The 24,824-nt window shown below is 61.4% G+C and carries 22 protein-coding genes; 11 read left to right on the top strand and 11 right to left on the bottom strand.

The features are described from left to right. Positions 1 to 49 precede the first annotated feature (49 nt). From IE061_RS11965 to IE061_RS11955, 3 genes are all read left to right on the top strand, one after another. Positions 50 to 298: a helix-turn-helix domain-containing protein gene (locus tag IE061_RS11965; RefSeq protein WP_016915307.1), complete on the top strand. Its 249-nt coding sequence runs from the start codon at positions 50 to 52 to the stop codon at positions 296 to 298. A 3-nt stretch (positions 299 to 301) separates the two neighbouring features. Next, positions 302 to 1,609, top strand: a complete 1,308-nt coding sequence (locus IE061_RS11960) for a type II toxin-antitoxin system HipA family toxin (protein ID WP_193461690.1) — start codon at positions 302 to 304, stop codon at positions 1,607 to 1,609. Positions 1,610 to 1,778: 169 nt separating this feature from the next. Next, positions 1,779 to 3,800, top strand: coding sequence for a PhoX family protein (locus IE061_RS11955; protein ID WP_193461689.1), 2,022 nt, complete (start codon positions 1,779 to 1,781; stop codon positions 3,798 to 3,800). An 18-nt stretch (positions 3,801 to 3,818) separates the two neighbouring features. Here the strand turns inward: IE061_RS11955 and IE061_RS11950 are convergent, their stop codons facing one another. Genes IE061_RS11950 through IE061_RS11940 form a run of 3 tightly spaced genes read right to left on the bottom strand, consistent with a single transcriptional unit; the run spans position 3,819 to position 6,213 of the window. Further along, complete coding sequence (locus tag IE061_RS11950; RefSeq protein WP_193461688.1) at positions 3,819 to 4,763, bottom strand: 5-oxoprolinase subunit C family protein; 945 nt, start codon at positions 4,761 to 4,763, stop codon at positions 3,819 to 3,821. Next, positions 4,760 to 5,464, bottom strand: a complete 705-nt coding sequence (gene pxpB, locus IE061_RS11945) for a 5-oxoprolinase subunit PxpB (RefSeq protein ID WP_193461687.1) — start codon at positions 5,462 to 5,464, stop codon at positions 4,760 to 4,762. Before pxpB ends, IE061_RS11950 begins: the two co-directional genes overlap by 4 nt. Further along, positions 5,461 to 6,213 (bottom strand): 5-oxoprolinase subunit PxpA, encoded by a 753-nt coding sequence (locus tag IE061_RS11940; RefSeq protein WP_193461686.1) that lies wholly within the window; start codon positions 6,211 to 6,213, stop codon positions 5,461 to 5,463. Before IE061_RS11940 ends, pxpB begins: the two co-directional genes overlap by 4 nt. A 414-nt stretch (positions 6,214 to 6,627) precedes the next feature. On the opposite strand from IE061_RS11940, the gene IE061_RS11935 reads away from it, so the two are divergent. The 4 genes from IE061_RS11935 to IE061_RS11920 all read left to right on the top strand — a co-directional run bounded on the left by IE061_RS11935 (position 6,628) and on the right by IE061_RS11920 (position 10,580). Then, a complete protein-coding gene (locus tag IE061_RS11935) occupies positions 6,628 to 7,617 on the top strand; it encodes a LysR family transcriptional regulator (RefSeq protein WP_193461685.1) in 990 nt (329 codons plus the stop codon). Between the two features lie 17 nt (positions 7,618 to 7,634). Continuing rightward, positions 7,635 to 8,624, top strand: a complete 990-nt coding sequence (locus IE061_RS11930; protein ID WP_193461684.1) for a TRAP transporter substrate-binding protein — start codon at positions 7,635 to 7,637, stop codon at positions 8,622 to 8,624. Between the two features lie 64 nt (positions 8,625 to 8,688). Next, on the top strand, positions 8,689 to 9,252 hold the full coding sequence (locus IE061_RS11925) for a TRAP transporter small permease (protein WP_039174996.1): 564 nt from the start codon (positions 8,689 to 8,691) through the stop codon (positions 9,250 to 9,252). A 23-nt stretch (positions 9,253 to 9,275) separates the two neighbouring features. Beyond that, on the top strand, positions 9,276 to 10,580 hold the full coding sequence (locus IE061_RS11920) for a TRAP transporter large permease (RefSeq protein WP_193461683.1): 1,305 nt from the start codon (positions 9,276 to 9,278) through the stop codon (positions 10,578 to 10,580). Here IE061_RS11920 and IE061_RS11915 read toward each other — a convergent pair. Continuing rightward, the gene (locus IE061_RS11915; RefSeq protein WP_193461682.1) at positions 10,577 to 12,121 is read right to left on the bottom strand and encodes a sensor domain-containing diguanylate cyclase; all 1,545 of its coding nucleotides are present in this window, start codon (positions 12,119 to 12,121) and stop codon (positions 10,577 to 10,579) included. The two genes, IE061_RS11920 and IE061_RS11915, sit on opposite strands and share 4 nt — an antisense overlap. Positions 12,122 to 12,338: 217 nt before the next feature. On the opposite strand from IE061_RS11915, the gene IE061_RS11910 reads away from it, so the two are divergent. From IE061_RS11910 to IE061_RS11900, 3 genes are all read left to right on the top strand, one after another. Further along, complete coding sequence (locus tag IE061_RS11910; RefSeq protein WP_193461681.1) at positions 12,339 to 15,032, top strand: bifunctional diguanylate cyclase/phosphodiesterase; 2,694 nt, start codon at positions 12,339 to 12,341, stop codon at positions 15,030 to 15,032. A gap of 78 nt (positions 15,033 to 15,110) precedes the next feature. Further along, positions 15,111 to 15,800, top strand: coding sequence for an HAD family hydrolase (locus IE061_RS11905; RefSeq protein ID WP_193461680.1), 690 nt, complete (start codon positions 15,111 to 15,113; stop codon positions 15,798 to 15,800). A gap of 106 nt (positions 15,801 to 15,906) precedes the next feature. Next, entirely contained in the window at positions 15,907 to 16,800 is an 894-nt protein-coding gene (locus tag IE061_RS11900) for an EamA family transporter (protein ID WP_193461679.1), read from the top strand. Positions 16,801 to 16,809: 9 nt separating this feature from the next. Here the strand turns inward: IE061_RS11900 and IE061_RS11895 are convergent, their stop codons facing one another. From IE061_RS11895 to IE061_RS11880, 4 genes are all read right to left on the bottom strand, one after another. Continuing rightward, the gene (locus IE061_RS11895; protein WP_193461678.1) at positions 16,810 to 17,553 is read right to left on the bottom strand and encodes a sulfite exporter TauE/SafE family protein; all 744 of its coding nucleotides are present in this window, start codon (positions 17,551 to 17,553) and stop codon (positions 16,810 to 16,812) included. A gap of 74 nt (positions 17,554 to 17,627) precedes the next feature. Beyond that, positions 17,628 to 18,986 carry a magnesium transporter gene (gene mgtE / locus IE061_RS11890; protein WP_039175018.1) on the bottom strand — a complete coding sequence of 453 codons (1,359 nt, stop codon included), beginning with the start codon at positions 18,984 to 18,986 and terminating at the stop codon, positions 17,628 to 17,630. Between the two features lie 158 nt (positions 18,987 to 19,144). Continuing rightward, a complete protein-coding gene (locus IE061_RS11885) occupies positions 19,145 to 19,483 on the bottom strand; it encodes a DUF6482 family protein (RefSeq protein WP_189464077.1) in 339 nt (112 codons plus the stop codon). Between the two features lie 150 nt (positions 19,484 to 19,633). After that, entirely contained in the window at positions 19,634 to 20,650 is a 1,017-nt protein-coding gene (locus IE061_RS11880; RefSeq protein ID WP_016915254.1) for a 1-aminocyclopropane-1-carboxylate deaminase, read from the bottom strand. Between the two features lie 228 nt (positions 20,651 to 20,878). Here IE061_RS11880 and IE061_RS11875 point away from each other — a divergent pair, with 228 nt between their 5' ends. Further along, positions 20,879 to 21,364 (top strand): Lrp/AsnC family transcriptional regulator, encoded by a 486-nt coding sequence (locus IE061_RS11875; RefSeq protein ID WP_230478453.1) that lies wholly within the window; start codon positions 20,879 to 20,881, stop codon positions 21,362 to 21,364. On the opposite strand, the gene otnC is transcribed toward IE061_RS11875, so the two are convergent. Genes otnC through IE061_RS11860 form a run of 3 tightly spaced genes read right to left on the bottom strand, consistent with a single transcriptional unit; the run spans position 21,361 to position 24,816 of the window. Next, positions 21,361 to 22,020, bottom strand: coding sequence for a 3-oxo-tetronate 4-phosphate decarboxylase (gene otnC / locus IE061_RS11870; protein ID WP_193461677.1), 660 nt, complete (start codon positions 22,018 to 22,020; stop codon positions 21,361 to 21,363). The genes IE061_RS11875 and otnC overlap by 4 nt on opposite strands. Further along, positions 22,017 to 23,303, bottom strand: coding sequence for a 3-oxo-tetronate kinase (gene otnK / locus IE061_RS11865; protein WP_193461676.1), 1,287 nt, complete (start codon positions 23,301 to 23,303; stop codon positions 22,017 to 22,019). Before otnK ends, otnC begins: the two co-directional genes overlap by 4 nt. Before the next feature lie 22 nt (positions 23,304 to 23,325). Next, positions 23,326 to 24,816: a tripartite tricarboxylate transporter permease gene (locus tag IE061_RS11860; RefSeq protein WP_016915250.1), complete on the bottom strand. Its 1,491-nt coding sequence runs from the start codon at positions 24,814 to 24,816 to the stop codon at positions 23,326 to 23,328. Positions 24,817 to 24,824 lie beyond the last annotated feature (8 nt).

Raw genomic sequence — 24,824 nt, 5'->3', positions numbered from 1 at the left:
AGGGATAGATCCAAGGGGCCGTCCTGAGGAATCGTTCTGAGACATAGCCATGAAAATTACCTCACCCGATATGCTGGCCAAGGCCTTGAAAGAAGCCCGCTCCCATAATGGCATGAGCCAGAAAGATGCCGCCGAACAGGTCGGCATCAAACAAGCCACCGTCTCCGCTTTCGAGAATCACCCGGAAAAAAGCCGCGTTGAAACGCTCTTCAAACTGATGGCTGCCCTCGGGCTAGAATTACATGTGGCAAAGAGAGAGAGTAAGCAAAGTGAACAGGTGTGGGATGAGGAGTGGTAACCAGTGGCTAACCTGACGGTAGCACTCAACGGTATCGAGGTAGGCCGACTCAGCCTCGGCCGTTCCGGCGCCATGGCTTTCCGCTATCTGCCTGAATGGCTAGACCGCCCCGGCGCACGCGCTATTTCATTATCCATGCCGTTATCTTCGGCAAGCTATCGTGGCGCGGTGGTTTACAACTTCTTCGATAACCTGCTGCCCGACTCCGAGGCGATTCGCGCCAGAATGCAGGCAAAATTTCAGCTGGCGACCGGACACCCCTTTGACCTTCTCGCCGCCGTAGGTCGTGATTGTATCGGCGCTATTCAGCTGTATCCCGAGACAGACACCATACCCAATGTTCGACGGATCACAGCAGAGCCGCTGGATGAGACGGATATCGCGACATTGCTCAGCGGCTACCAAGAGTTGCCGCTTGGCATGCATCGTGATGGAGACTTCAGAATCTCGCTCGCCGGGGCGCAGGAAAAAATGGCTCTGCTTTGGCACCAGGAACGCTGGCATCGGCCATCATTTGCCACGCCCACCAGCCACATCTTCAAGCTGCCCATTGGGTTTCTCAGTCACAGCAATATCGACCTTCGCGATAGCAACGAGAACGAATGGCTATGCCTGAAGATTCTCGAGGCCTTTGGAGTGCCGGTTGCTAACGCCGAGCTGGCGCGCTTCGAACAGCATACCGTGCTGGTGGTAGCGCGATTCGACCGACGCTGGTCGAGCGACGGCAGCTGGTTGATGCGTCTCCCGCAGGAAGACTTTTGCCAGGCACTGGGCATTGCACCGGCACTGAAGTATGAGAACGACGGTGGGCCAGGTATCCGGGCAGGCATGGAATTGCTGATGGGCTCCCAGCAAGCCACGAGCGACCGGGAGAACTTCTTCAAGGCTCAGATCATGTTCTGGCTGTTGGCCGCCATCGATGGGCATGCCAAGAATTTCAGTGTGTTCATCGAGCCACAAACTGCTTACCGAATGACGCCGCTCTATGACGTTATTTCCGCCTATCCCCTCATGGCAAAAGGAAGCCTGCCCGAAGCAAAGGCCAGGATGGCGATGTCGCTGAAAGGAAAGAACCGCCACTATCACTGGTCGCGTTTCTTGCCACGCCACTTTCTCAGTACGGCCCAGCAGGTGGGGTTTTCTCGGCGGCGGACGCTGGAAATCATACAGAGCATACTCGCACAGGCTGACGCAGCCATGAGCCGGGTAGCGGCGCTGCTGCCGGATGATTTTCCTGACACCGTGAGTGCCTCCATCATGGAAGGACTGGGTCGACAGCTCAAGAGACTGGAAAAGGATATAGACCAATGACACCTGCTCCCTGTTCAGGTGCTATTCAGGCTTCGTCAAACCTTCATCCAACTGTCACGAGCATGACATGTTGCGCGCCGATGCTGCTGAGCAAGCCATATTGGCTGTTTCTCATATAAGCAAGCAAATGGGTAAGCCAGCAGTGGGCCGCTCATCAGGGAGATGCATCATGACGAAGAAAACCGTGGCAGGCAGTGTCGATAGCGTAATGGCTCAGGGGGATGAGCCGCTCAGCAACCGTTCCAGCAATGCCTATTTTGGCGACATTCTGGAGCGGCGCTTGAGCCGCCGAGGCGTCCTCAAAGGGGGGCTGGCAACGGTGATCGCGGGCCTGATGGCGACCAGGCTGCCGTTGACGCAAGCGCTGGCCGCCAATGCGGGCGCGGGCTCACCCACCATGGGATTCAACCCGGTAGGTATCAGCGCTGCCGATAACGTCGTGGTGCCTGAGGGCTATCGCGTGCAGAGCTTCATCCCTTGGGGGACGCCCATCACGGGTGACATGCCCGTGTTCAGCCTGGCGGCTTCCGGGGAAGAGCAGGCGCATCAGGTGGGCAGCCATCACGACGGCATGCACTTCTTTGCGCTGAACGGCAGCTCCACCGACGGTCTGCTGGTGCTCAACCATGAATACGTGGAACCACGCTTTTTGCACGCGGGGGCCAGTGGCTTGGCGCTGGACCGGGATGCCTTTCCTCAGCATGAAGATGGCAGCCGCGATGCCGATCAGGTGATCAAAGAGATGAATGCCCATGGTGTGAGTGTCGTGCGCGTTCGTGCCAATGAGCAAGGCGAGTGGGAAGTGGTGCAGGATGCCCTGAATCGCCGCATTACCGCCCAAACGCCCATGCAGCTCTCGGGCCCGGTGGCGGGCACGGAACACCTCGTTACCCAGTACAGCCCGGAAGGTCTGATGACGCGTGGCACCTTGAACAACTGTGCCCACGGGGTCACGCCCTGGAACACCTACCTGGCAGCCGAAGAGAACTGGGCGGGCTATTTTGCCAACACGGATACCGACATCGATCGTCGCCAGTCGCGCTACGGGATCGAAACCCGCGACACCGGTCGTTATCAATGGCACCGCGCCGATCAGCAGAGCGATCAGTTCAGCCGCTTCGATGCCAGTAGCCGGGGAGCCAGCCCGGCAGACGACTTCCGTAACGAACCCCATGCGTTTGGCTGGATGGTCGAAATCGACCCGATGAACCCCGATTCCGTGCCGGTCAAGCGTACCCACCTGGGGCGCTTTGCCCATGAAGGCGTCATCTTTGCCCCTGCGGTGGAAGGGCAGCCCGTGGTAGCGTACTCTGGGGACGACTCCCGTTTCGAGTACATCTACAAGTTCGTTTCACGGCGCCCCTTCGACGCCGCGACGGCGGACGGCAGCCTGTTGGATGAAGGCACGCTTTATGTGGCCAAGTTCAACGATGATGGCAGCGGCGAGTGGTTGGCGCTGGCCCCCGGCCAGAACGGCCTGACGCCCGAGAATGGCTTTGCGGACCTGGCGGATATCCTGGTCAATACGCGCAGTGCCGCCGACCATGTGGGCGCCACCAAGATGGATCGCCCGGAGTGGGGCGCCGTCGACCCGCAAACCGGCGACGTCTACTTCACGCTGACCAACAATACGCGCCGCGCAGAGGGCGACGAGCACCCCGCCAACCCGCGCGCCAACAACAGCTTTGGCCATATCATCCGCTGGCAGGAAGAGGGCACTCACGCAGGCGAGCGCTTTGCCTGGGACCTGTTCGTGCTGGCAGGCGACCAGGACGATAGCCGCGACCTAGCGGGCAATGCGCTGGTAGAAGACAACATCTTTGCCAGCCCCGACGGCCTGTGGATCGATGCCGACCGCCGAGTATGGATACAGACCGACATCAGCGAATCCGAAATGAACACCGGTATCTACGAAGTCTTCGGTAACAACCAGATGCTGGTCGCCAACCCGGAAACCGGCGAGATCAAGCGCTTCCTGACCGGGCCTGTGGGCCAGGAAATCACCGGCGTGGTGACCACTCCAGACCAGCGCACCATGTTCGTCAACGTCCAGCACCCCGGCGCCACCACCACCGAAGAAGCCTTTGCCGAAGGCCGCTTCACCAGCCATTGGCCGCAGGGCGGCAGCGCCATCCCGCGTTCCGCCACGCTGGTCATTACCCGCGAAGATGGCGGCATTATCGGCGCGTGAGTGCGGTTTTCAACGCCCTCACGACCAGGCATCCAGCAGGCGGCGATACGCCGCCTGCGCCTGGGTTGCGCTGATAGGCTGCAAACGCACTTCTGTACCCGGCAGGCACTGCGCCAGCCGGGCGCAGGCCATGGGCGTCAAAGCACCTAAACGCGGGTAGCCCCCAATGGTTTGGCGGTCGTTCATCAGAATGATCGGCTGGCCATCGGGGGGGATCTGCACGGCCCCTAAAGGAATCCCTTCAGAAACGATGCCGCCCAGGCGGCTGTTCAGCGCTTTGCCGGTGAGCCGAATGCCCATGCGGTCGGCGCGCTGGTCGACCGTCCAGGGCTGGTTGAAGGCATCGAACAGGCTGCGCCCGGCAAAGTGGGCGGCCTGGGAGCCCAGAACCATATCGAGTCGTAGTGTTTGCGGCGTGTTGGAAATCGCAGCCGTTGGCAGCTCCGCGTGGGCGGGTAGCGTGCGCACCGACGCCGAAATGCCTTTCCAGGTCAGCGTATCGCCCGCTTTGAGCGGCTGGCCATCTTCATGCAGCCCGCCGATCTGCTCTCGGGCGGTGCATGCTCGGCTGCCCAGCACGGCGGGTGCATCGAGCCCGCCGGGAAAGGCGAGATATGCGCGCAGACCTTGCTTTGGCTGACGAAAAATCAGCGTCTGGCCCGCCTGCATCAGGAAGCTGGCGTTGGGGGCAAGGGGCTGGCCGTCCAGTGTGGTGGCCAAGTCGGCCCCGGTCAGGGCGAGGCGTACGTCGCGGTTGGCCACCAAGGTCAGGTTGCCGCCCATGACGATTTCCAGGGCGGCGCTATGCAGGGGGTTGCCCAACAGCCAGTTGGCCCAGCGGAAGGCGATCCAGTCGGCGGCACCGCCTTGGGTAATGCCCAGGTGGCCAACGCCGAAGCGGCCTGCATCCTGAATCAGCGCCAGCGGCCCGGCTTGCTTGACGGTCAACATGGGCTGGCTCATGGGCGCTCCTCCAGCGGGGTGGTGTCGCCGCCGGCTGCTTCGAACTCGGCTTTAGAGATCGCCTTGAAGCGCACTTTATCGCCGGGGCGCAGCAGCGGTTCGCCGCGCTTGGCGTGTTCGAACAGCGGCACGGCGGTTCTACCCAGAATGTTCCAGCCGCCCGGGGAAAGCAGCGGGTAGATGGCCGTTTGTCGGTCGGCAATGCCGACGCTGCCCGCCGCGACGCGGCGGCGGGGCGTTTTCAATCGTGGCGTGGCAATGGCCTCATCTACCAGGCCCATGAAGCCGTAGCCAGGCGCAAAGCCCAGCGCAAACACGCAGTAATCGTGGCTGCAGTGGCGCTCGATCAAGGCATCGACGCTGAGCCCGGCGCGCGTTGCTACCATGGGCAATTCGGGGCCAACGCTTTCGTCGTACCACACGGGAATCTCGTGCAGCTGCCCCTGCTGGGTGTCGGCAGGGGTGAGATCGTGCAGCGCGCTGCGCACCAGCGTCGTGGCCTGGCTAAAGGTGAGCTTCTGGCAATCGTAGTGCACCAGCAGGGTGGTGTACGAGGGAATCAGGTCGATCAGCGCATCATCAAAGGCGCGGCGTAGCGCCTCGTCGGCGGCCATGATCCAGGCCATATTGCGTTCATCGATGGCGTCGAACAGGCGCACCGTCAAGGCGTCCATGGCGGCGGTTTCCAGGCGGAGTTTCACGCGGACTCCAGCGCCGTAAAGGCCTCGCGAATGGCGCGCACGGCAGCCACGGATTCGGGGTTGTCGCCATGCACGCAGAGTGTGTCGCAGGGCAACTGCAAGGCGCTGCCATCTCGGGCGGTGAGGGCTTCTCCCTTGGCCAGGGCAACTGCCTGGGCGACGATGGTGGTCTGGTCGTGGTGCACGGCCCCCGCCAGGCGGCGAGAGGCTAGATGGCCATTGGCCTCATACGCGCGGTCAGCGAAGGTTTCGAACCACAGCGTGACGCCCATTTTTTCCGCTAGCTGACGGTGCGGTTCTGGGTCGGCAGTAGCCATCACCATCAGCGGCAGGCGGGCATCGAAGGCTTTCACGGCGCGCATGGCGCCTTCCAGCAGCGCCAGATTGGCGGCCATGTCGTTGTACATGGCCCCGTGGGGTTTGACGTAGCTCAGCGCGGTGCCTTCTGCCTGGCAAATACCCGCCAGCGCGCCGATCTGGTAGAGCATCATGTCTTCTACTTCGGCAGGAGAGCAGGCCATGGAGCGGCGGCCAAAGCCCATGAGATCCGGATAGCCCGGGTGCGCACCGATCTTCACGCCGTGCTGGACCGCCAGCGCCACCGTCTTGCGCATCACATGGGGGTCGGAGGCGTGGTAGCCGCAGGCAATGTTGGCGCAGTCGACGTAGGGCATGACCTCCGCATCCAGGCCAATCGACCAGTTGCCGAAACTTTCGCCCATGTCGCAGTTGAGAAGGGGAGTGGCCATAGCACCTCCAGCAGATGGATTATGTTTTTGATTGTGCAAATCAATATATGGAGACGCGATATCAAGTGCCAATCGTTTTTAGCGATACTTAATATCGGCCCTTCCTATCATGCTGTTATTTAGTGGAAAAATGGTTGACGCTAGGGCGCGATACGATTATCAACTAAATAAAGCACCTCAAAAAAGAGCATAAGAGAAACGCTCAGGCAGGGTTCGGCAACACGTCATCGCGACGCATAACAATGGCCGCCCACGAGTGATTTCCAAGGAGTGCATCATGCGGTCGTCGCCAGCCCCGCGACAGCGCATCCGGCATTGCCCGGACGCGTTGAAAATACATGCTTCATACAGCCCCCTGTGCCTGCCCTGCGGCGTGGCATTCTGTGGCTGTCTCGATATGGCTGGTTAGGCATCATGCTCGATTTCAAGGAACTGGACGCCTTCGTCTGGGCGGTCAAGCTGGGGTCCTTTCGCAAGGCGGCCTTGCGCTTGCACATCACTCAGCCGTCGGTGTCCGAACGTATCTCGCGGTTGGAAAACAGCGTGGGCGATATCCTGCTGGAGCGCTCGGCGCGCCCCATTCAGCCCACCATGCGCGGCCGCGAGTTCTACCTCCATGCAGAGCGCTTGCTGGCCCAGCGCGAGGAAGCCCTCAAACTCTTCGACAACGACGAAACGTTTTCGGCGCCACTGAGGCTGGGCACCATCGAAACCATTGCCCACAGCTGGTTCCCTACGTTCATGCAGCAGCTCACGGCGCGTTACCCTGCGCTGATCATCGAGCTGACCGTGGATTACTCCCCGGCACTCAACGAGCGGCTGCTCTCCAATGAGCTCGATGTGCTGCTGGCCATGAACGGCTACCTGCCCACCGAACAAATCGAGTACGACACCCTCAGCCCCTATGAAATGGGCATGTTCGTGTCGCCTCGTCATGCACGGCTGTTGGGCGAGCACCCCGATGCTTGGGCAAGTAGCCTGCCATTCATCTCGTTTGGCAAGTTGGCGCGCCCTTATGAAGAGCTGCTGCGTTACTTGAGCGACCAGGGCGTTCGTCAACCGCGTATTCACAGTGTCAGCACGCTGATGACCATCGTGCGACTCACCGTGGAAGGGCTGGGCATCGGTGCCCTGCCGGTGGCCACGGTGCTGGAGGAGTGGCGGCGGGGAGAGCTGTATCGGCTGGCGCTGCCTGCGCCGCTGCCTGCCATGCACTACGACGTCATCTGGCGCACGGCCAACCACTCCCGGTTTTGCCGCAGCGTGGGCTGTCTGGCCCAGGAGTGCGCACGGGGCTATGCCCATGACAAGCAGAGCGAGATTTGTCATACCGCTTCTATCGGCCGCTGGGTGACCCCTGGCGTGCTTCCTTCCCACCCCGTTGCATCATCGCTATCAAAATGAACAAGAGGATCACTCCCATGCGTACACGTTTTGCGACTCCGCTGTTACTGGCCACTGCCTGTAGTCTTGCCGCCGCTGCCACGGCGCAAGCCGCCCAGTGGACCATGGCCACGCCCTATGGCGATGCCAGTTTCCATACTCAAAACACCAAGCAGTTCGCCGAAGACGTGGCCGAGGCCACCGGCGGTGAGCTGACCATCACGGTACACAGCGGCGGCTCGCTGGTATCGCATGGTGAGATCAAGCCGTCAGTGCGCCGCGGTACCATCGATGCCGGTGAAGTATTCCTGTCGGTACTCTCCAACGATGATCCGATTTTCGAGGTCGACACTCTGCCAGGCGTCGCCGGTAGTTACGACGATGCCTACGCCCTGTGGGAAGCGACCAAACCGATGATCACGGAGCTGTTCGCTTACGAAGGATTGATTCCGCTCTACGCCGTGGCATGGCCCGCCCAAGGGATCTATACCGCCAAACCGCTGACCGACCCAGCACAGTTCGAAGGGCTGCGCGTGCGTGCGCCCAATATCAACACCCAGCGCTTCGTCAACAACCTGGGCGGCAGCCCCACCGAAACCGAAGAGTCGGACATCCCCACGGCGTTCAGCACCGGCCGCGTGGATGCCATGATCACCTCCAGCTCGACCGGTAACTCCATGGCTGCCTGGGACTATGTGTCGGACTATACCGATGCCAACCTGTGGCTACCGAAGAACATCGTGTTCATCAGCCAGCGCAGCTTTGATCGCCTGGACGAGGCCACCCAGGAGGCGCTGATGGAAGCGGCAGCTCGTGCCGAAGAGCGTGGCTGGCAGATGAGCCGCGATAACAACGAGGCCAGCCTGGCGGCGCTCGAAGCCAACGGCATTAGCGTTTCCGAACCCAATGAGGCCGTGGCTGCGGCGTTGCAGGCAGCAGGCGATGCGCTGTTTGTCGACTGGTTGGCCCGTGCCGATGATGAAGCCGAACAAGCGCTGGAAACCTATCACGCCCAGCGCGGCGAATAATCTGGTTCCACGTGGGGCGGTGTGACCGCCCCTTCTTCTCTGCGCACTGTGCGAGACTGCGAACATGACGTTTAAATTCGACAAACTCTACCGCCTGGGTGCCTGGGGAGCCGCCGCGTGCATGGTGGCAATTTGTGCCCTGATCGCCCTGCAGGTCACCTTCCGGCTGGTGGATGCACTGCTGGTGCTGGTGGGCCTGGGGCGGCTGGGCATCAGCATTACCGGGGTCTCGGAAATGGCCTCTTACCTGCTGGTCGGCGCCACGTTTCTGGGGCTGGCCTACACCTTCGTTCACCATGCACACATACGTGTCACCCTGCTGATTTCGCGACTGCCTTCCGCCATTCGCGTCTGGTTTGAAGTCTTCGGTCTCATCGTCGCGCTGGCCATCAGCCTGCTGCTGGGGTACGGGCTGATCGAACTGGCCAGGGAAAGCCTGCAATACAACGATGTCTCGTCGGGGTTCATGGCCATTCCGCTGTGGATTCCGCAAACCGTGTTAGCCACGGGGGTGGGATTACTGTGCCTGGCGCTGCTGGAAGCGCTGATCACGGCGCTGCGTATTGCCGCCCGCGACCCGTCCAGCTTCCGCGAAGCGACGGCCACCGATGACAGCGAGATGCCCTAGCTCGGCTACTCTGGAGAATTCCTGTGCTACTACTTAGCTTGGTGACGATGTTTACCCTGGTGCTGCTGCTGGGCAGTGGGGTGTGGATCGCGTTTGCGCTGATCGGAACGGCGTGGATCGCGTTGGAGTTTTTTAGCCCGTTTTCACCGGGGCCGATTCTGGCCTCCGATTTCTGGGGGGCCAGCTATGGCTGGGATTTGACGGCGCTGCCCATGTTCATCTGGATGGGCGAGATTCTGTTTCGTTCTGGGCTGGCCGACAACATGTTTCGTGGCCTGTCGCCCTGGTTGAACCGCCTGCCGGGCCGTCTGCTGCATACCAATATCATCGGCAGCGGCATGTTCGCGGCGGTGTGCGGTTCGTCGGCAGCCACCTGCGCCACGGTGGGTAAAATGACCCTGCCGGAGCTTGAGCGCCGAGGCTACGACAGCAATATGGCCATTGGTACGTTGGCCAGTGCGTCCACCCTGGGCCTACTCATTCCTCCTTCCATCGTGCTGATCGTGTATGGCGTAGTGACGGAGCAGTCGATCTCACGGCTGTTCATGGCCGGTATCGGGCCGGGCCTGATGATTCTGGCACTGTTCATGACCTATCTGGTGCTTTGGGCGCTGCTCAAGGGCAACCGGGAGCAGCTGACCGGTGCCGACGAATCGAGCATGAGCCTGGCGGAAAAGCTGCGCAATACCTGGGCACTCATGCCGATACTGCTGCTGATCGGCGGCATTATCGTGTCCATTTACGGTGGTTTGGCGTCGCCGACGGAAGCCGCCGCCGTGGGGGTCGTGCTGTCGATGGTGATTGCATACTTCAATGGCCACTTCAACCGAGCCATTTTCACCAGCTCACTGTTTGCGGCGGTGCGGACGGCGTGCATGATCGCCTTCATCATTGCCGGGGCCTCGTTCCTGACCTCGGCCATGGGCTTTACTCAGGTGCCCATGCAGCTGGCCCGCGCGATTGGGGAAATGGGGCTGTCGCCCACCATGCTGCTGATTGCGTTGACGGTACTGCTGCTACTGATGGGCTGTTTCCTGGACGGCATTTCCCTGATTCTGCTGGTGACTGCGATCATCATGCCCGTCATCAGCGCGGCAGGCTTCGACCTGATCTGGTTCGGCATCTATCTGGTGATCGTGGTGGAGATGTCGCAAATCACGCCGCCCGTCGGGTTCAACCTGTTCGTGATCCAGGGTCTTACCGGCAAGGATATCCTGACCATCACCAAGGCAACGCTACCGTTCTTTCTACTGATGATGCTATCCATTGCCTTGATGCATATCTTCCCTGAGATTGCGCTGTACCTGCCGCAGGCGATGAATCGTTAACGAGAGGGAAGATCACGCCCGTAGACGGCAATACCGCCCCGACCAGCGCGTTTGATGGCATACATGCTCTGGTCGGCGGCGTTGATGATCTCTCGTTCGTTATCAAACTCGCCATCGTCGAGGCACGCGATGCCGATCGAGACAGAGATGTACAGAGACTCATGGCCCACCTGAACCATGGGGGACGCCTGCAAACGTTGAGCTATCCGTTCGGCAAAGTGTTCGGCTGTCCTGGCCGTTTCGTCGGGGAGGAGGACCAGGAACTCTTCACCGCCATAGCGGCCCGCCAGGTCACCCGCCCGAGTCAAGGCAGACAGCGTACTGCCGAACTGGGCAAGCACCTGGTCGCCGGCCTGGTGGCCGTAGCGGTCATTCAGCGCCTTGAAGTGATCCAGATCGATGAATACGACCGAGAGCGTGCGTTGTTGGGCACGGCATAGCGCGAAGCGCTCACGCAGTTGTTCTTCCAGCCAGGCGCGGTTGGCAAGTTGAGTCAGCGGATCGATGCGGCTGCGCTGTTCGAGCTGAGTGTAATCGTTGAGTAGCGCTTCACTGCTTTTTTGCTGTGCTTCCAAACGGGTACTGAGCATCAGCGTGTGCTCGAACAAGCGCTGCTGAGCTTGCTCGAGCAACGAGAAACTATCCACGGCCAGGGCCAGCGGAATGCCTAGCGATTGAGACAGCGGTGGTAACGTTTGCTGTAGGTAGGTGAGCAGTGTATCAAGGGCCAACGGCTCAGGTAGCTTCATCAGGTTTGACTGGCGTATCAGCAGCGCCAACGCCTGAGAGGGGTCGGGGGATAGCCAGGCATCGGCGACCAGACCCGACAAACGGATGCACAGATCCGCCAGGTTGTCGGTATCCAGCGGACCATGGCTTTCATACACGCTACGCGCCAGTGTCTCGTGTACGCCCCACTTCAACAGTAGCCATGCACCCACCAGCGCGTGATCGCAGCCAAACAGGCATTGCTCGGCCTGTATGACCTGTTGATGTGTCACGTCTTCATGACCATAAAGAGGCTCCGCATCTGCCGGGAAGGCTTTCTGCAAGGCAAGCATGCCAATGTCCTGCAACAGCGCGGCTGTGAACACCCGTCCTGCCTGTTCGGGGCAGTGCTGTTGGGCGAAGTAGCTGGCCGTAACGGCCGCCGTAAAGGCGCGCTGCCAATAAAGACCCTGACTGGGCCTACCACTGTGCTGCTCAAACAGCTTGAAACTGAGCACCGTGGCCAGGGTGGCATCGGTGCCTAGCCGTTGGGTCGCTTCGAAACAGGTCAAGGGCGGCTGGCTGGCGCGCAGGTAGTGCGCGCTGTTGGCCACGCTCAGCACTCTGGCCGTCAGGGCAGGGTCATGTTCGATGGTCGTGGCATAGTCCGTCAGGGTCGCCTCAGCCGTGCTGGCAACTTCCAGGACACGCATGGCGACCATGGGCAGTGAAGGAAGGCCCTGACACTGTAGCAGCGCGCCTCCCAAGGCAGGGGGCATCTGATCGGCAAGCTGGCGGTAAAACGTTTCGCTGATGGCGGCTGAGCCCGTCATGTGATCTCCTCGTACGCCGAACAGCGGAGTGGGCGACTTATCGTATAGGGAAAGCTATTGTTTACCATAGTGTACGCCGCACCGATATGGCGGTGGTACCGCCTCTATCCCTAAGACCCTGGTTTATGCTGTAAATGTCACTGTGTTTTTTTACCTGAATTCAGGTTAAAAAGAGTCAAAGCCGAGCTGCTTAAAAATGACACAAGCGAGTGCCGTGATGCACACCAGACAAGAAGCAGCAGAGATGTTTCGCCAACTGGCAGAGGGGCTTGGGCATAGCCATCGGCCCTCCTTCTTCGACGCGCTGGTGGAACAGCTGGCGCGCCTGCTGGCAGTGGAGCATGCCCTGATTGCTGTGATCCGAGAGCCTAATATAGCGGAAACCTTGTCCGTGTGGTCAAGCGGCGCGCTCGCAGGCAATATCCGTTACTCGTTGACGGGGACACCCTGCGAAACCGTCGTGGGCCACCAACCCTGTCTCTACCCCTGCAACGTGCAGGCGCTTTTTCCAGAGGATGAGCTGCTGGTACAGTTGGGCGCCGAGAGCTACATGGGCTTGCCGCTCTTTGCTGCCGATGGCGCGGCCATAGGCATCATGGCGGTATTGAGCAATCGGCCACGGGCATTCGATGGGCTCGAGAACGAAATCCTGCGTATTGCGGCAGCTCAGGCGGGGGCCGAGCTGGGCCGTCGCCAGACCGAAAGCGCCTTGCAGGCAAGCGAGCTGGCAGCCAAAGAGAGCGAGCGGCGTCTGGATACCCTGCTCAATCACCTGCCCGGCATGGCGTATCGGTGCCAAAACGATCGCGACTGGACCATGCTGCTGGCGAGTCATGGCGCCACCGCCCTGACGGGATATCACCCGGATGAGTTAGTGGGGAGCCGTGTCATTAGCTTTGCTGAGCTGGTGCAGCCAGACGACTTTCCGCGTCTGGTGGCTGCCTCGCAGAAAGCCATCGAAGAGCGTTGCCCTTTTCGGGTGACCTATCGGCTGCGGCATCGTGATGGCCGCGAACGCTGGGTCTGGGAGCAGGGCCAGGCCATTTATACGCAGAGCGGCGAGCCGCTCTGCTTTGAAGGCTTCATCACCGATGTGACCGATCAGCAAGTGTCACAGCGGGTACAGCAAGCCGTGGTGGAGGTGGCGTCCACGGTGACCTCGCGGATCGGGGATGACTACTTCCTTGAGCTGATCACGACCCTGACGCGCCTGCTGGAGGCAGATGCAGGCTTGATTGCCCTGCTGGAGCCCCCTCTGCCTGGCGAAGGCTTGCCTGATGCAACCGATGCCATGCCGGTACGCACCGCCAGTCTGGTCAGTCTGGTCGTGGACGGCCAGGCCCAAGCGAGCGAGCACTTTGCCTTGCCTGGCACGCCCGCAGAACGAGTGGTCCTCGAACAGGAAAGTACCGAACTGCACGGCGCTGACTACTGGCTGCCGGGTAATGCCCTGAGGGCCGAGGCCTGGATCGGGAGGCGGCTGGATAATGCCCAGGGCGATGCCATTGGGGTCATGATGGTGTTCTACCGACAGCCGCTGTCCACCAATGCCTTCGCCACATCGGTACTGCAAATACTCTCGACCGGTGCGGCGGCCGAGCTGGAGCGGCGTCGAGATCATCGTCGCATTCACCAGTTGGCCTATACGGATACCATCACCGAGCTGCCCAATCGCGCCTATTTCATGGAGCTGTTGGCGACGCTGGGCGCCCAGGCCCAGCGCGAGCGTAAGTCGCTGACGCTAGTGCTGCTGGACCTGCGTCGCTTCAAGGAGATCAATGACCTGCATGGCCATCAGGTGGGCGACGTATTGTTGGCCACGGTCGCCAAGCGCCTCCAGCACCTGCATGACCTGAGCGGCCACTGCGCGCGGCTCTCCAGCGATGAGTTCGCACTACTTCTGCCGCAGCATCAGGGAGTCGCACTGGAAGCCTTCATCAGGCAAGTGATCGAGGCCATCAGGCACCCGATTCATCTGGAGCACCGTGAGTTTCAGTTGGATGCCAGCATCGGTTTTGCGCGCTACCCCAGCGACGTGGCCGCCCCCGCCGAGCTGTTCAACGCCGCCAGCATTGCGCTGCACGATGCCAAACAGCGCGATGCGGGCATATCTCCCTATACGCAGACCATGCGCCGCACGTTGGAGCGCCAGCAGTGGATGACCGAACGCCTGCACCGCGCCATCATCGAGCGTCGTCTGGAACTCTACTTTCAGCCGCAGGTAGACCTTGAGACCTATGCACTGACCGGTGCCGAAGTGCTATGCCGCTGGCATGACCCGGAGTGGGGCTGGGTCAGCCCCGGTGAGTTTATCCCCCTTGCCGAACAGCGTGGGTTGATACGCCTGCTGAGCGATTGGGTATTGGAAGCATCGGCGCGTCAATGGTCGGCTTGGCAGGCGTCGGGCACCCCCTTGCCTGGGCGGCTGTCGATCAACATGGCCGCCCAGCAGTTTGCCGACCCACGGCTGACCGAGCACGTCGCGCGGCTCACCCAAGGAGTGCCGCCGCAAGCGCTGGCCCTGGAGCTGACCGAAAGCGACTTCATGCGAGACCCGGACCAGGCGGTCATGATTACCCAGGCCATGCGTCAGGCGGGGTATGCGTTGTTGATCGATGACTTTGGCACCGGGTATTCGTCGCTCTCCTACTTGCGCCGATTCGAGGCGGATGCCTTGAAAATCGATATCTCTTTCGTGCGCGACATGCTGGACAACCCCCATGATCGTGCCATCGTGCAGACCATCATCGCCATGGCCAACGCGCTGGGCATGAAAACCCTGGCCGAGGGCGTCGAGCAACAGGCTCAAGCAGAACTGCTGGCCCAGCTGGGCTGCCACCAGGCACAAGGGTTCTGGTTTGGCAGGCCATTACCCGCTGCGGAGTTTGCGGCGACCTGGCTAAGCCGCTAGAACACGCGGCACGTCATCTTGCTGTCATCATCCATGACATACCCTACGCGCGCCATACCGCGACGAGAGGAGTTTGCCATGCGCCTGGCCCTGTTCGACCTTGATGACACCCTCCTGGATGGAGACTGCAGCGACCGCTGGAATTTATGGATGATAGAGCAAGGCTGGGTCAGCGATGCCGAAGGGTTCATGGCCCGCGCGGAAGTGATGCAGCAGGCTTATCATGCGGGCAAGCTGAAACTGGAAGAGTACCTGGCGATGACGCTGGCGCCGTTGCGTGGCCGTCGGGTCGATGACGTTCAAAAAGAAGTCGAGCGCTTCGTGGCCACCCACCTGCAGCCACGCATCTTCGAGCAGGCATGGCGCTGTCTCGATGCGCATCGGCAAGCGGGTGATACGCTGGTCTTGATCTCGGCGTCGGCCTGCCATCTGGTCGCGCCCATAGCGGCCATGCTGGGGATCGACCACGTGCTGGCGGTGGAGCTGGAGCAGGACTGCTTGCCAAGCAGCGCCGTGTACACCGGGCGCAGCGTGGGGGTGCTTTCCTACCGTGGCGGCAAGGTCACGCGGCTACAGCAATGGCTGGCGGAGCAGGGCGTCGAGGCGTGCCATACCACGTTCTATTCCGATTCCCGTAACGACCTGCCGCTGCTGCAATATGTCGATTGTGCGATTGCCGTCAACCCGGACCCGGTGCTGGCGGAGGTGGCTGGCGTCGAAGGCTGGCGACGCTTAGACTGGCGAGCCGATACCGAGCAGAGCATTTAGCTTTGTGAACTGCCAACCCACCACGCATTTGCCAGCCCATGACGCACGACCTACCTGATTACCGTTTCATCGAACACCCCGCTGATCCTGCCCTGGTGGCTTCCGTATGAGTCCCACCGCGCTCGCGCTGGTGCTGGTCTCGGTGTGCATGCACGCAGGGTGGAACGTGCTGGGCAAGCGCAACGCGCCCTCGCTTGGGTCGTTTGCGCTGGCTTATGGCGCTGGGGGTGTGGCGCTGTTGCCGTTGCTGGTGCTGGGCCCCTCCTTGACGGCGCTGCCGGGTGCCTTCTGGGGCTGGCTGGTGCTGTCCGGGTTTTGCCAGATGCTCTATATGGGAGGGCTCGCCTGGGCCTACGCCCGGGGAGAGGTGAGCGTCCTCTATCCCATTGCCCGTGCCTTGCCGGTGGTGATGGTGCCACTGGTATCGATTGCCTGGCTGGGCAATCGTGGCCTTGGCCTCTGGGATGGCGTCGGCATGCTGCTGATCATGCTAGGGGCGCTGGGCTTGCCGCTCAGCCGACCCGAGGCCCGCCGTCTCGCTTCGTACCTGTCCCCCGCCATGGGCTTTGCGCTGCTGGCGGCGGTGGGCACCGTGGGGTACTCGCTGATTGACAATCAGGCCCTGGGCGTCATGCAAGGCGCTGGCCATAGCAGCCTGACGGCAGGGGTGGTCTTCATGGTTCTGCAGGCATTGATGACGCTGCTGTGGGCGCTCCCGCTGTTGGCCGTGTTGCCAGCAGAGCGCCGCCGATTACCTGCGCTGCGACAGCAGGGGCTGACGATGCTGGTGGCCACGGGCTTGATGATGACCTGCACCTATGGGCTGGTGCTCATGGCCATGGCGCTGACTGACGAGGTCAGCTACGTGGTGGCGCTGCGCCAGCTCTCGATTCCGGTTGGCGTGCTGATGGGGGTGCTGTGGCTCAAGGAGCCTGCCTCCAGCGCCAAGACGCTGAGCACGCTGGTGATGCTGCTGGGCCTGTTGATCGTGGCGCTGTAATGCTTGCTGCTAGCGCAGCGCCTGCCAGACCAGGTTGAGGCCCACCACGAACATGGCCATGATCACCAGACGATAAAACAGCTTTTCATTGACGCGTCTTTGCAGCCAGAGGCCGTTGCGCACCCCTATCCAGGCAACCGGTACCAGCAGCAGTGACGCCCAGGCGCTGGTCATGTTGACCTCGCCAAGCCATACGTAAGGGCCCAGCTTGATGCTGTTGACCACGGCGTAGGTCACCGTGCAGGTGGCAATGAACGTCTCCTTGGAGAGCTGGCGAGGCATGAGGTACATGTTCATGGGCGGTGCGCCCGCGTGGGCGATGAAACTGGTAAACCCGCAAACGCTGGAGGCGGGCAGTGCCCAGCGGGTGGAAATGGGCTTCTTCGCCACGGGCTTGAGCAGCATGTAGGCCGCAAAGGCCACGGAGAGAATGCCCAGCACCAAGCGCACACCCTCTTCGCTGAGGCTGCCAAACAGCAGCGTGCCGACGGACACCCCGATGAACAGGCCCGGCACGAAACGCCATACCTCCGCACGGGAGTGCTTGCCCCACCATGCCTTGACGGCAAAGGCATCCATGACCAGCAGCAGCGGCAGCAGCAGCCCCGCCGCCTGGGTAGGGCTGATCGCCAAGGCCATCAAGGGCACCGACAGCGTGCCGAACCCGCCTGCGAATCCACCCTTGGACACCCCGGTCAAATAGACAGAAAAGATGATCAACAGCCAGGCGATGACGGAGTAATCAGGAAGCATGGGCGCCTCGAATGCTTGGGTCGGTTAAATGTTAGCGGGCGAAGGACATCTTACCCGATAGACCGCTTGGCTGATCACAAAATGATCAGCGTCGCGAGTCCCAGAAACGAGAGGAATCCCACTACATCCGTGACGGTGGTCAGAATGACCGCGCCAGACAGCGCCGGGTCGATCTGCAGGCGCTTCAGCACCAGCGGGATCAGTACGCCCGAGAGGTTGGCGAGGCTCATGTTGATGAAGATGGCGAGGGTAATGACCAGCGTGATCAGGGTCTGGCCAAACCACAGGTAGGAAATGCCGCCCACCACCAGGGCCCATACCAGGCCGTTGCTCATGCCGACCCAAAGCTCTTTGTTATAGAGCCAGCGTTTGTTGTTGCCGGCAATTTGCCCCAGGGCCAAACCGCGTATGACCACGGTCAGGGTCTGGCTTCCGGCAATCCCTCCCATGCTGGCCACGACCGGCATGAGAATGGCGAGTGCCACGATCTGGTCCAGCACCGCCTCGAACTGGCCAATGACGAAGGCTGCCAGAAAAGCCGTCAGCAAATTGATGCCCAGCCAGATACCCCGGCTTTTCGCGCTGCGTACGATGGGGGTGAACACTTCTTCTTCATCGCTGACGCCGGACATGTGTTTCAGCGTCAGGTCTGCGTCATCCTGGGTGATTTCGAGTATGTCGGCGGCATTCAATTGGCCCACCAACTGCCCTTCGCTGTTGCACACGGGCACGAAGTGAAGCTCTTTCGAGCGCAGCAGGCTGGCAGCGTCGCTGACCTTCATCTGGTCATGCAAGGTATAAGGCGCGCTATCCATGAATTCGTCGACGGAGCACTCCTGCGACTGCTTGACCAGGTCGATCAGCGTCAGCGTACCGAGCAGGCGTTTATCCTTGTCGGTCACCATGACCTGCTGAGAGTCGACATCCAGCAGCCGGTGTATACGAATGTAGCGCTGAACGGCCTCCAGGGAGACGCCTTGTTTTACATTGACCGTTTCCGGGTCCATGTAACGGCCCACCATGTCCTCTTCATAGGTGTAGAGGTTTTCGACCTGGGCGCGAATCTCCTGGTCCAGGCTGGCATAAACGGACGTTTTGATCTCTTCGTCCGCAACATCGAGAACCTCGGCGACTTCCTGAGCGTCCAGGCCTTTGACGATCTGCTCGACATCGCTGGCGGTCAGGTCTTCGATGTAGTCGGCGCGGATGTCTTCGTCGACTTCCGCCAGCACCTCACCAATGATGGTTTCGGGAATGTAGTCCCATAGCTGGTCTCGGGTCTTGGCAGGGAACGACTCGAGGGTGCGCGCGATGGCCAGAAAATCGAGTTCATTGAACAGTTCGTGCAGGGCTAGGGTGTCTTCGTCATCCAACAACTTTTGCAGGTACAGCAGTTGCTCTTCGGTATTGGTGTACTTCTCTTCGTCACGCATAGAGCCCATCCTCTGGGAAAACTTTTTGAAACAACTGCTTGGAAGCCCATGATGGCTCATTGACCATCTTATCGGCAGGTCAGGTTGAAAGCCACGAGGGGATTGCCCCTTGGGCAGGGTTGACCTCGATGGCCGCAACGGCCGCGACGGGTGATACCTCAATGCCGCGTGGCAAAGGCCACGCGGACGCCCTGCTGAAGGCGCTGTTGGTCAGAGACGGGGGGCGTGGGGTGGCCAATCATTTCATCGGCAGCCTCTGCCCAGGTCAGCGTGCCATGGGTAAAGCCCAGGGGCGCCAGGGCGCGGCTGACCCACTGGGTGCCGCTGAAGCGCTGAGTGTCGCCTTGGGCCGTGCTGAGCAGGCTGACGGAGTCGTCACGATGGAGCCGGACGATATACCAGCCCATGTCGAGCCCGTGCAGTTCGACCTCGGGCCGCGGTTCGGCAAGATGGGCCAGTTCGTCCAGGGTCAGGCGAAGGGGGAGTGGCGATGGCATGGTGTCACCTCATTGGCTTGCAGGCATGCCAGATGAGTCTAATAGATGTGACATATTTGTATAGCTTTTGTTGGGTTGGCCACCCCTCGCCAAAAAGCCCGAGCAGTTGCCCGCTCGGGCTTGGGCATGGCCCAACCACACTCGGTCTGGTCAGCCGTTGCGGAACAGGAAGCTGTAGGCATTGAGCGCGGGTACGCCGCCCAGGTGGGCATACAGCACCTTGGAGCCCGCCGGAAACTCGCCGTTGCGCACCCTATCGATCATGCCGTGCATGGACTTGCCTTCGTACACCGGGTCGGTGAGCACGCCTTCCAGGCGGGCACAGAGGCGAATGGCCTCTAGGGTGCCTTCATTGGGCAGGCCGTATTCGGGGCCGCCGTAGCGGGTGTCCAGGATCACGTCGTCATCGGCAATGCCGCCTTCCAGTTCGACCAGCTCGGCGGTATGGCGGGCAATGCGCAGAATCTGCGCCCGGGTTTGCTCGGGCTTGGCCGAGGCGTCGATGCCGATCACCCGCTGGGCGCGGCCATCGGCGGCAAAGCCCACCACCATCCCGGCCTGGGTGCTGCCGGTCACCGAGCACACCACGATGTAGTCGAAGGTGAAGCCCAGCTCTTTCTCCTGCTGGCGCACCTCTTCGGCAAAGCCGACGAAGCCCAAACCGCCGTAGGGGTGTTCGGAACAGCCCGCGGGAATGGGGAACGGCTTGCCGCCCTGCTGGCGCACATCCTCCATGGCCTGCTCCCAGCTAGGGCGAATGCCGATATCGAAACCGGCGGCGTCCAGGCGAACGTCGGCCCCCATGATGCGCGACATCTCGATATTGCCGACCCGGTCATAGACCGCATCGGAGTAGTTCACCCAGTTCTCCTGCACGAGGACGCACTTCATGCCCAGGTGCGCCGCGACGGCAGCCACCTGACGCGTCTGGTTGGACTGGATCCCGCCAATCGACACCAGCGTATCGCAGCCCTGCTCCAGTGCTTCGGGAATGAGGTACTCCAGTTTGCGGGTCTTGTTGCCGCCGAAGGCCAGGCCGCTGTTGCAGTCCTCGCGCTTGGCATACAGCTCGACCTCGCCGCCCAGATGGGCACTCAGCCGTTTGAGAGGTGTGATCGGGGAGGGGCCGAACGTCAGTGGATAACGGGGGTAGCGTTCAAGGTTCATGGCAAGCTCCTGGGTTGGCAATAAACGCGATAGACAAGGATCGCTGGGTAACGGTGGTCGGAACGTTGGCGTGCTCCCTGAGATTTATAGTAAGTGGTTGCGTGTCCAGGTGGGTTGCGAAATGAGGGGTTTATAAACAACAATGAATTGTTCAGTTGTGTTTATAGGTTTAATTAATTCGTCATTTTATCTTTTGAGTAAATAATAATGTGTGCCAAGCGAGCAGGAGTGGCCTCGGAGCCCCATGCCATGGGCGGTGAGCTGGATCGTATCGACAAGCGTATTCTCAAGCTGCTTCAGGAGGATGCAACGCTTTCCAATGTGGCGCTGGCCGAGCAGGTGAATCTCAGCCCTGCGGCCTGTTTGCGGCGTGTCGAAAAGCTGAAGCGGGAAGGGGTGATCAGCCGAATCGTGGCCCACCTGAACCCGGAACCCCTGCAGGCAGGCATGGTGGTGTTGATTGGCGTGGTGCTGGACCGCTCGACGCCAGAATCTTTCGCGGCGTTCGAGGCGGCGGCTCAAAAAGTGTCGGGCTGCATGGAGTGCCACGTGGTCACCGGGGAGTTCGACTACTTCATGCTGGTACGCACCAGAGACAGCCAAAGCTTCAACCGGCTACACGCCGAGCAGTTGCTCTACCTGCCAGGCGTGCGTCAGATTCGTTCGTTTATGGGGCTGCGGGAAGTAGTGTCGACCCACAAGGTACCTGTTTAGTCTCTGGGAAAACGCGCTTCCAGCTCGGCGACCTGCTCGGGGGTCAGCCCCCGCGGGTTCTCGCCTCGCAGCAGCAGGTACAGCTTGGCGGTCTCTTCCAGCTCTTCGGTGGCATACACCGCCGCTTCGAGGGTCTTGCCCGCCACCACCGGGCCGTGGTTGGCCAGCAGCACCGCGCTGTGCTTGCCTGCCAGGCCCCGCACCGCTTCGCCCAACTGGGGGTCGCCCGGGATGTGATAAGGCACCAGCGGCAGCTTGCCCACCCGCATCACGTAGTAGGCGGTGAGCGGTGGAATACAGTCGCAGGGGTCTACTCCCGGCAGGCACGACACCGCCACCGAGTGGGTGGAGTGCAGGTGCACGATGGCGCCAGACTGCGGGCGCTCGTCGTACATGGCCATGTGCAGGAATTGCTCCTTGGTGGGCGCATCGCCGCTGAGCAGCTGGCCTTGGGGGGCCAGGTGCGAAATACGGGCCGGGTCCAGCCGCCCCAGACAGGAGTTGGTGGGGGTCATCAGCCAGCCGCCATCGTCCAGCCGCACGCTGATGTTGCCGCTGGAGCCCATGGTCAGGCCGCGGTCGAACAAGGATTTACCGAGCGTGCTGATCTGCTCGCGTAGGGCGTTCTGATGTCGGTGGCAAAGGGGCGTGCTCATGCCAGCACCTCGAAGGCCCGGGTGAAGAAGTCCACGCCGCCAAAGTTACCGGACTTCAGCGCCAGCGAGAGCGGCGCCTTGCGGCCTGGCCACGGGGTCTGGGTCCAGGGTACGCCGGGGTCGATCTGCTCACCGATGCGTAGCGTGGTAATGCCCAGCGCCGAAACCACCGCGCCGGAGGTTTCGCCCCCCGCCACCAGCAAGCGGCCCACGCCTTCATTGACCAGCGTGACCGCCAGGTGGCTCAGTGCGGTTTCCACCAGGTGCCCGGCCTGGGCAACGCCCAACGCCGCCTGGGCCGCTTTCACCTTGTCCGGGTCGGCCGAGGCGTAGATCAGGGTGGGGGCCTGCAACGGCAAGCGCTCCAGGGCGAAGGCCAGCGCCTGCTCCCACTGCTTGTCGCCTTCGCTCAGCGATAGAGGGTCCAGCGCAAAGCCGCCGTCCGGGTGCTTGGCCAGGAAGTCGGCCACTTGCGCCAGGGTGGCCCGTGAACAGCTGCCGGAGAGCACCAGCGCCCCGCCCGCCGCAGGCGCTAAACGCCCCGGTTCGGGGATCGTCTCCAGCCAGCCCTGGGCCCGGTATTGCGCAGGCAGCGCCTGGCCCAGGCCGGAGCCTCCGGTGACCAACGCCATCGAGACGGTGGCTTCGGCCAGCACGTCCAAATCCTGCTCATCCAGGGTGTCACAGATCACATGGCGTACGCCCTGTTCGGCGAGCGTCGACAAATGAGAGCGGGTTGCCTCTGCCCCTTTGGCGATTACGGCCCGGTTGGCCAAGCCCACTGGGTGTGGCGTTTGGCGGGAGAGCACGCGAACCAGATCGGCATCCTGCATGGGCGTGAGCGGGTGGTGCTGCATGCCGCTGTCGTTGAGCAAACGGTCACCGACGAACAGGTGCCCCTGGTATACCGTGCGGCCATTGACCGGAAACGCAGGCACCATCACGGTGTGAGCGGCGCCCAAGGCCTCCAGCAGGGCATCGGCCACGGGGCCGATGTTGCCCTCGTCGGTGGAGTCGAAGGTGGAGCAGTACTTGAAGAACAGCTGGCGAGCGCCTTGGGCGCGCAGCCAATCGAGGGCGGCCAGGGAGTCGGCCACGGCCTCTTCCACCGGGCAGGAGCGCGACTTGAGCGCCACCACAACCGCATCGATGTCGCGAAGGTCCACCGCTTCTTGCGGCACGCCGATCACCTGCAGGCAGCGCATGCCGCCGCGCACCAGGTTATTGGCCAGATCGGTGGCGCCGGTGAAGTCATCGGCGATGGCACCAAGGAGAAGAGTCATGGGTCGCTTCCGTGGTCAGAGGTTAAGAAGTCGCTTTATTCAGGCGCGCACGCTTGATGAGTGGCATGACAATGGTGATGGTCAGCAGCAGCGCTGCCACGGCCAGTAACGAAGCGCTGATGGGTCGCGTGAAGAAAATCGACAGATCCCCCTGCGACATGGAAAGCGCACGGCGAAGCTCGCTCTCGGCGATGGGCCCCAGTACCAAGCCAAGAATGATGGACACCAGCGGGAATTTGAGTTTCTCAAGCAGGAACCCCAGCACACCGAAGCCAAGCATCAGCCACACATCGAACATCGAGTTGCGCACCGAGTAGGTGCCCACGATGCAGCACATGATGATGATGGGCCCAAGGGCGGAATACGGAACGTTCAGCAGCTTGGTAAACAGGGTGATGAAGGGCTTGGAGAACAGCAGGATCATGAAGTTGACGATGAACAGGCCCGCAAACACGGCATAGATCAGGCTACTGTGCGTCATCATGAACATGGGCCCCGGCTGCAGGCCGTGCATGATGAACGCCCCCAGAATCACGGCCGTCGTGCCACTACCGGGAATGCCCAGAGCAAACAGCGGCACCAAGGCGCCCATGGCGGCGGCATTGTTGGCCGACTCAGGCGCCGCAATGCCCTCGGGTGCCCCTTTGCCAAATTTTTCAGGATGTTTGGACCAGCGCACCGTCTCGCTATAGCTGACCATGGCGGCGGTGCTGGCACCGATGCCCGGCAGAATGCCGATGATGACGCCAATCAAGGAAGAGCGCGTCAGCGTCGGGCCGATCTTGCGCAGGATGGGCAGATCGAAGATCTTGACCTTCACCTTCTTGAGCGGCTGATGGGTATCTTGATCCAGCGCGCGCTTCATGACCTCCGAGACGGCAAACAGGCCCACGATCATGGGAATCAGCCCGACACCTTCCATCAGGTTCAGGTTGTCGAAGGTGTAGCGGCTGGTGCCGGTGAGCGGGTCGATCCCGATGGTGGCGATGAATAGCCCCAAGGTCGCGCCGATCAGGCCATATATCAAGCGTCCGCCGAGTGACGCCACCACCGTCAGCCCTAAAACCGCCAGAGCAAAATACTCCGGGGAGGAAAAGCGCAGCGCCATGGTGGCCAGCATCGGTGTGAAAATGATCAAGGCAATGGTGCCGACCAGCCCGCCAATGGCCGAACTGAGCACGCCGATGCCCAGCGCTTTGCCAGCCTGGCCTTGCTGCGTCATGGGGTAGCCATCGAACGCGGTCATGACTGCTTCCGGGGTGCCCGGCGCACGGTAGAGAATGGCTGTGATCAGCCCCGAGAAAACCGTGGCTCCATAAATGGCCGTCAGCACCATGAAGGCCGTGGTGGAGTCCATGCCGTACGTGATGGGCAGCAGAATCACGACCAGAATCACACCGCTGATGCCCGGCAGGGCGCCACCGATGAAGCCGATGAACACGGCAGAGGTCAGCAGCAGCAGGTTCAGGGGCTGCATCACGACGGCTAGCCCGCCAAGAAAATTCTCAAGCATGGGTAGCT

This window comes from Vreelandella hamiltonii (assembly GCF_014651795.1).
Classification (GTDB): Bacteria; Pseudomonadota; Gammaproteobacteria; order Pseudomonadales; family Halomonadaceae; genus Vreelandella; species Vreelandella hamiltonii.
The sequence above is the reverse complement of the archived record's forward strand: the minus strand, read 5'-3'. Positions and strand labels throughout refer to the sequence as shown.

Coding starts and splice junctions, on each gene's coding strand:
- IE061_RS11965 (WP_016915307.1), top strand. CDS start 50: ATGAAAATTACCTCACCCGATATGCTGGCCAAGGCCTTGAAAGAAGCC.
- IE061_RS11955 (WP_193461689.1), top strand. CDS start 1,779: ATGACGAAGAAAACCGTGGCAGGCAGTGTCGATAGCGTAATGGCTCAG.
- IE061_RS11950 (WP_193461688.1), bottom strand. CDS start 4,763: ATGAGCCAGCCCATGTTGACCGTCAAGCAAGCCGGGCCGCTGGCGCTG.
- IE061_RS11940 (WP_193461686.1), bottom strand. CDS start 6,213: ATGGCCACTCCCCTTCTCAACTGCGACATGGGCGAAAGTTTCGGCAAC.
- IE061_RS11935 (WP_193461685.1), top strand. CDS start 6,628: ATGCTCGATTTCAAGGAACTGGACGCCTTCGTCTGGGCGGTCAAGCTG.
- IE061_RS11930 (WP_193461684.1), top strand. CDS start 7,635: ATGCGTACACGTTTTGCGACTCCGCTGTTACTGGCCACTGCCTGTAGT.
- IE061_RS11925 (WP_039174996.1), top strand. CDS start 8,689: ATGACGTTTAAATTCGACAAACTCTACCGCCTGGGTGCCTGGGGAGCC.
- IE061_RS11915 (WP_193461682.1), bottom strand. CDS start 12,121: ATGACGGGCTCAGCCGCCATCAGCGAAACGTTTTACCGCCAGCTTGCC.
- IE061_RS11910 (WP_193461681.1), top strand. CDS start 12,339: ATGCACACCAGACAAGAAGCAGCAGAGATGTTTCGCCAACTGGCAGAG.
- IE061_RS11905 (WP_193461680.1), top strand. CDS start 15,111: ATGCGCCTGGCCCTGTTCGACCTTGATGACACCCTCCTGGATGGAGAC.
- IE061_RS11900 (WP_193461679.1), top strand. CDS start 15,907: ATGAGTCCCACCGCGCTCGCGCTGGTGCTGGTCTCGGTGTGCATGCAC.
- IE061_RS11895 (WP_193461678.1), bottom strand. CDS start 17,553: ATGCTTCCTGATTACTCCGTCATCGCCTGGCTGTTGATCATCTTTTCT.
- mgtE (WP_039175018.1), bottom strand. CDS start 18,986: ATGCGTGACGAAGAGAAGTACACCAATACCGAAGAGCAACTGCTGTAC.
- IE061_RS11885 (WP_189464077.1), bottom strand. CDS start 19,483: ATGCCATCGCCACTCCCCCTTCGCCTGACCCTGGACGAACTGGCCCAT.
- IE061_RS11880 (WP_016915254.1), bottom strand. CDS start 20,650: ATGAACCTTGAACGCTACCCCCGTTATCCACTGACGTTCGGCCCCTCC.
- otnC (WP_193461677.1), bottom strand. CDS start 22,020: ATGAGCACGCCCCTTTGCCACCGACATCAGAACGCCCTACGCGAGCAG.
- otnK (WP_193461676.1), bottom strand. CDS start 23,303: ATGACTCTTCTCCTTGGTGCCATCGCCGATGACTTCACCGGCGCCACC.
- IE061_RS11860 (WP_016915250.1), bottom strand. CDS start 24,816: ATGCTTGAGAATTTTCTTGGCGGGCTAGCCGTCGTGATGCAGCCCCTG.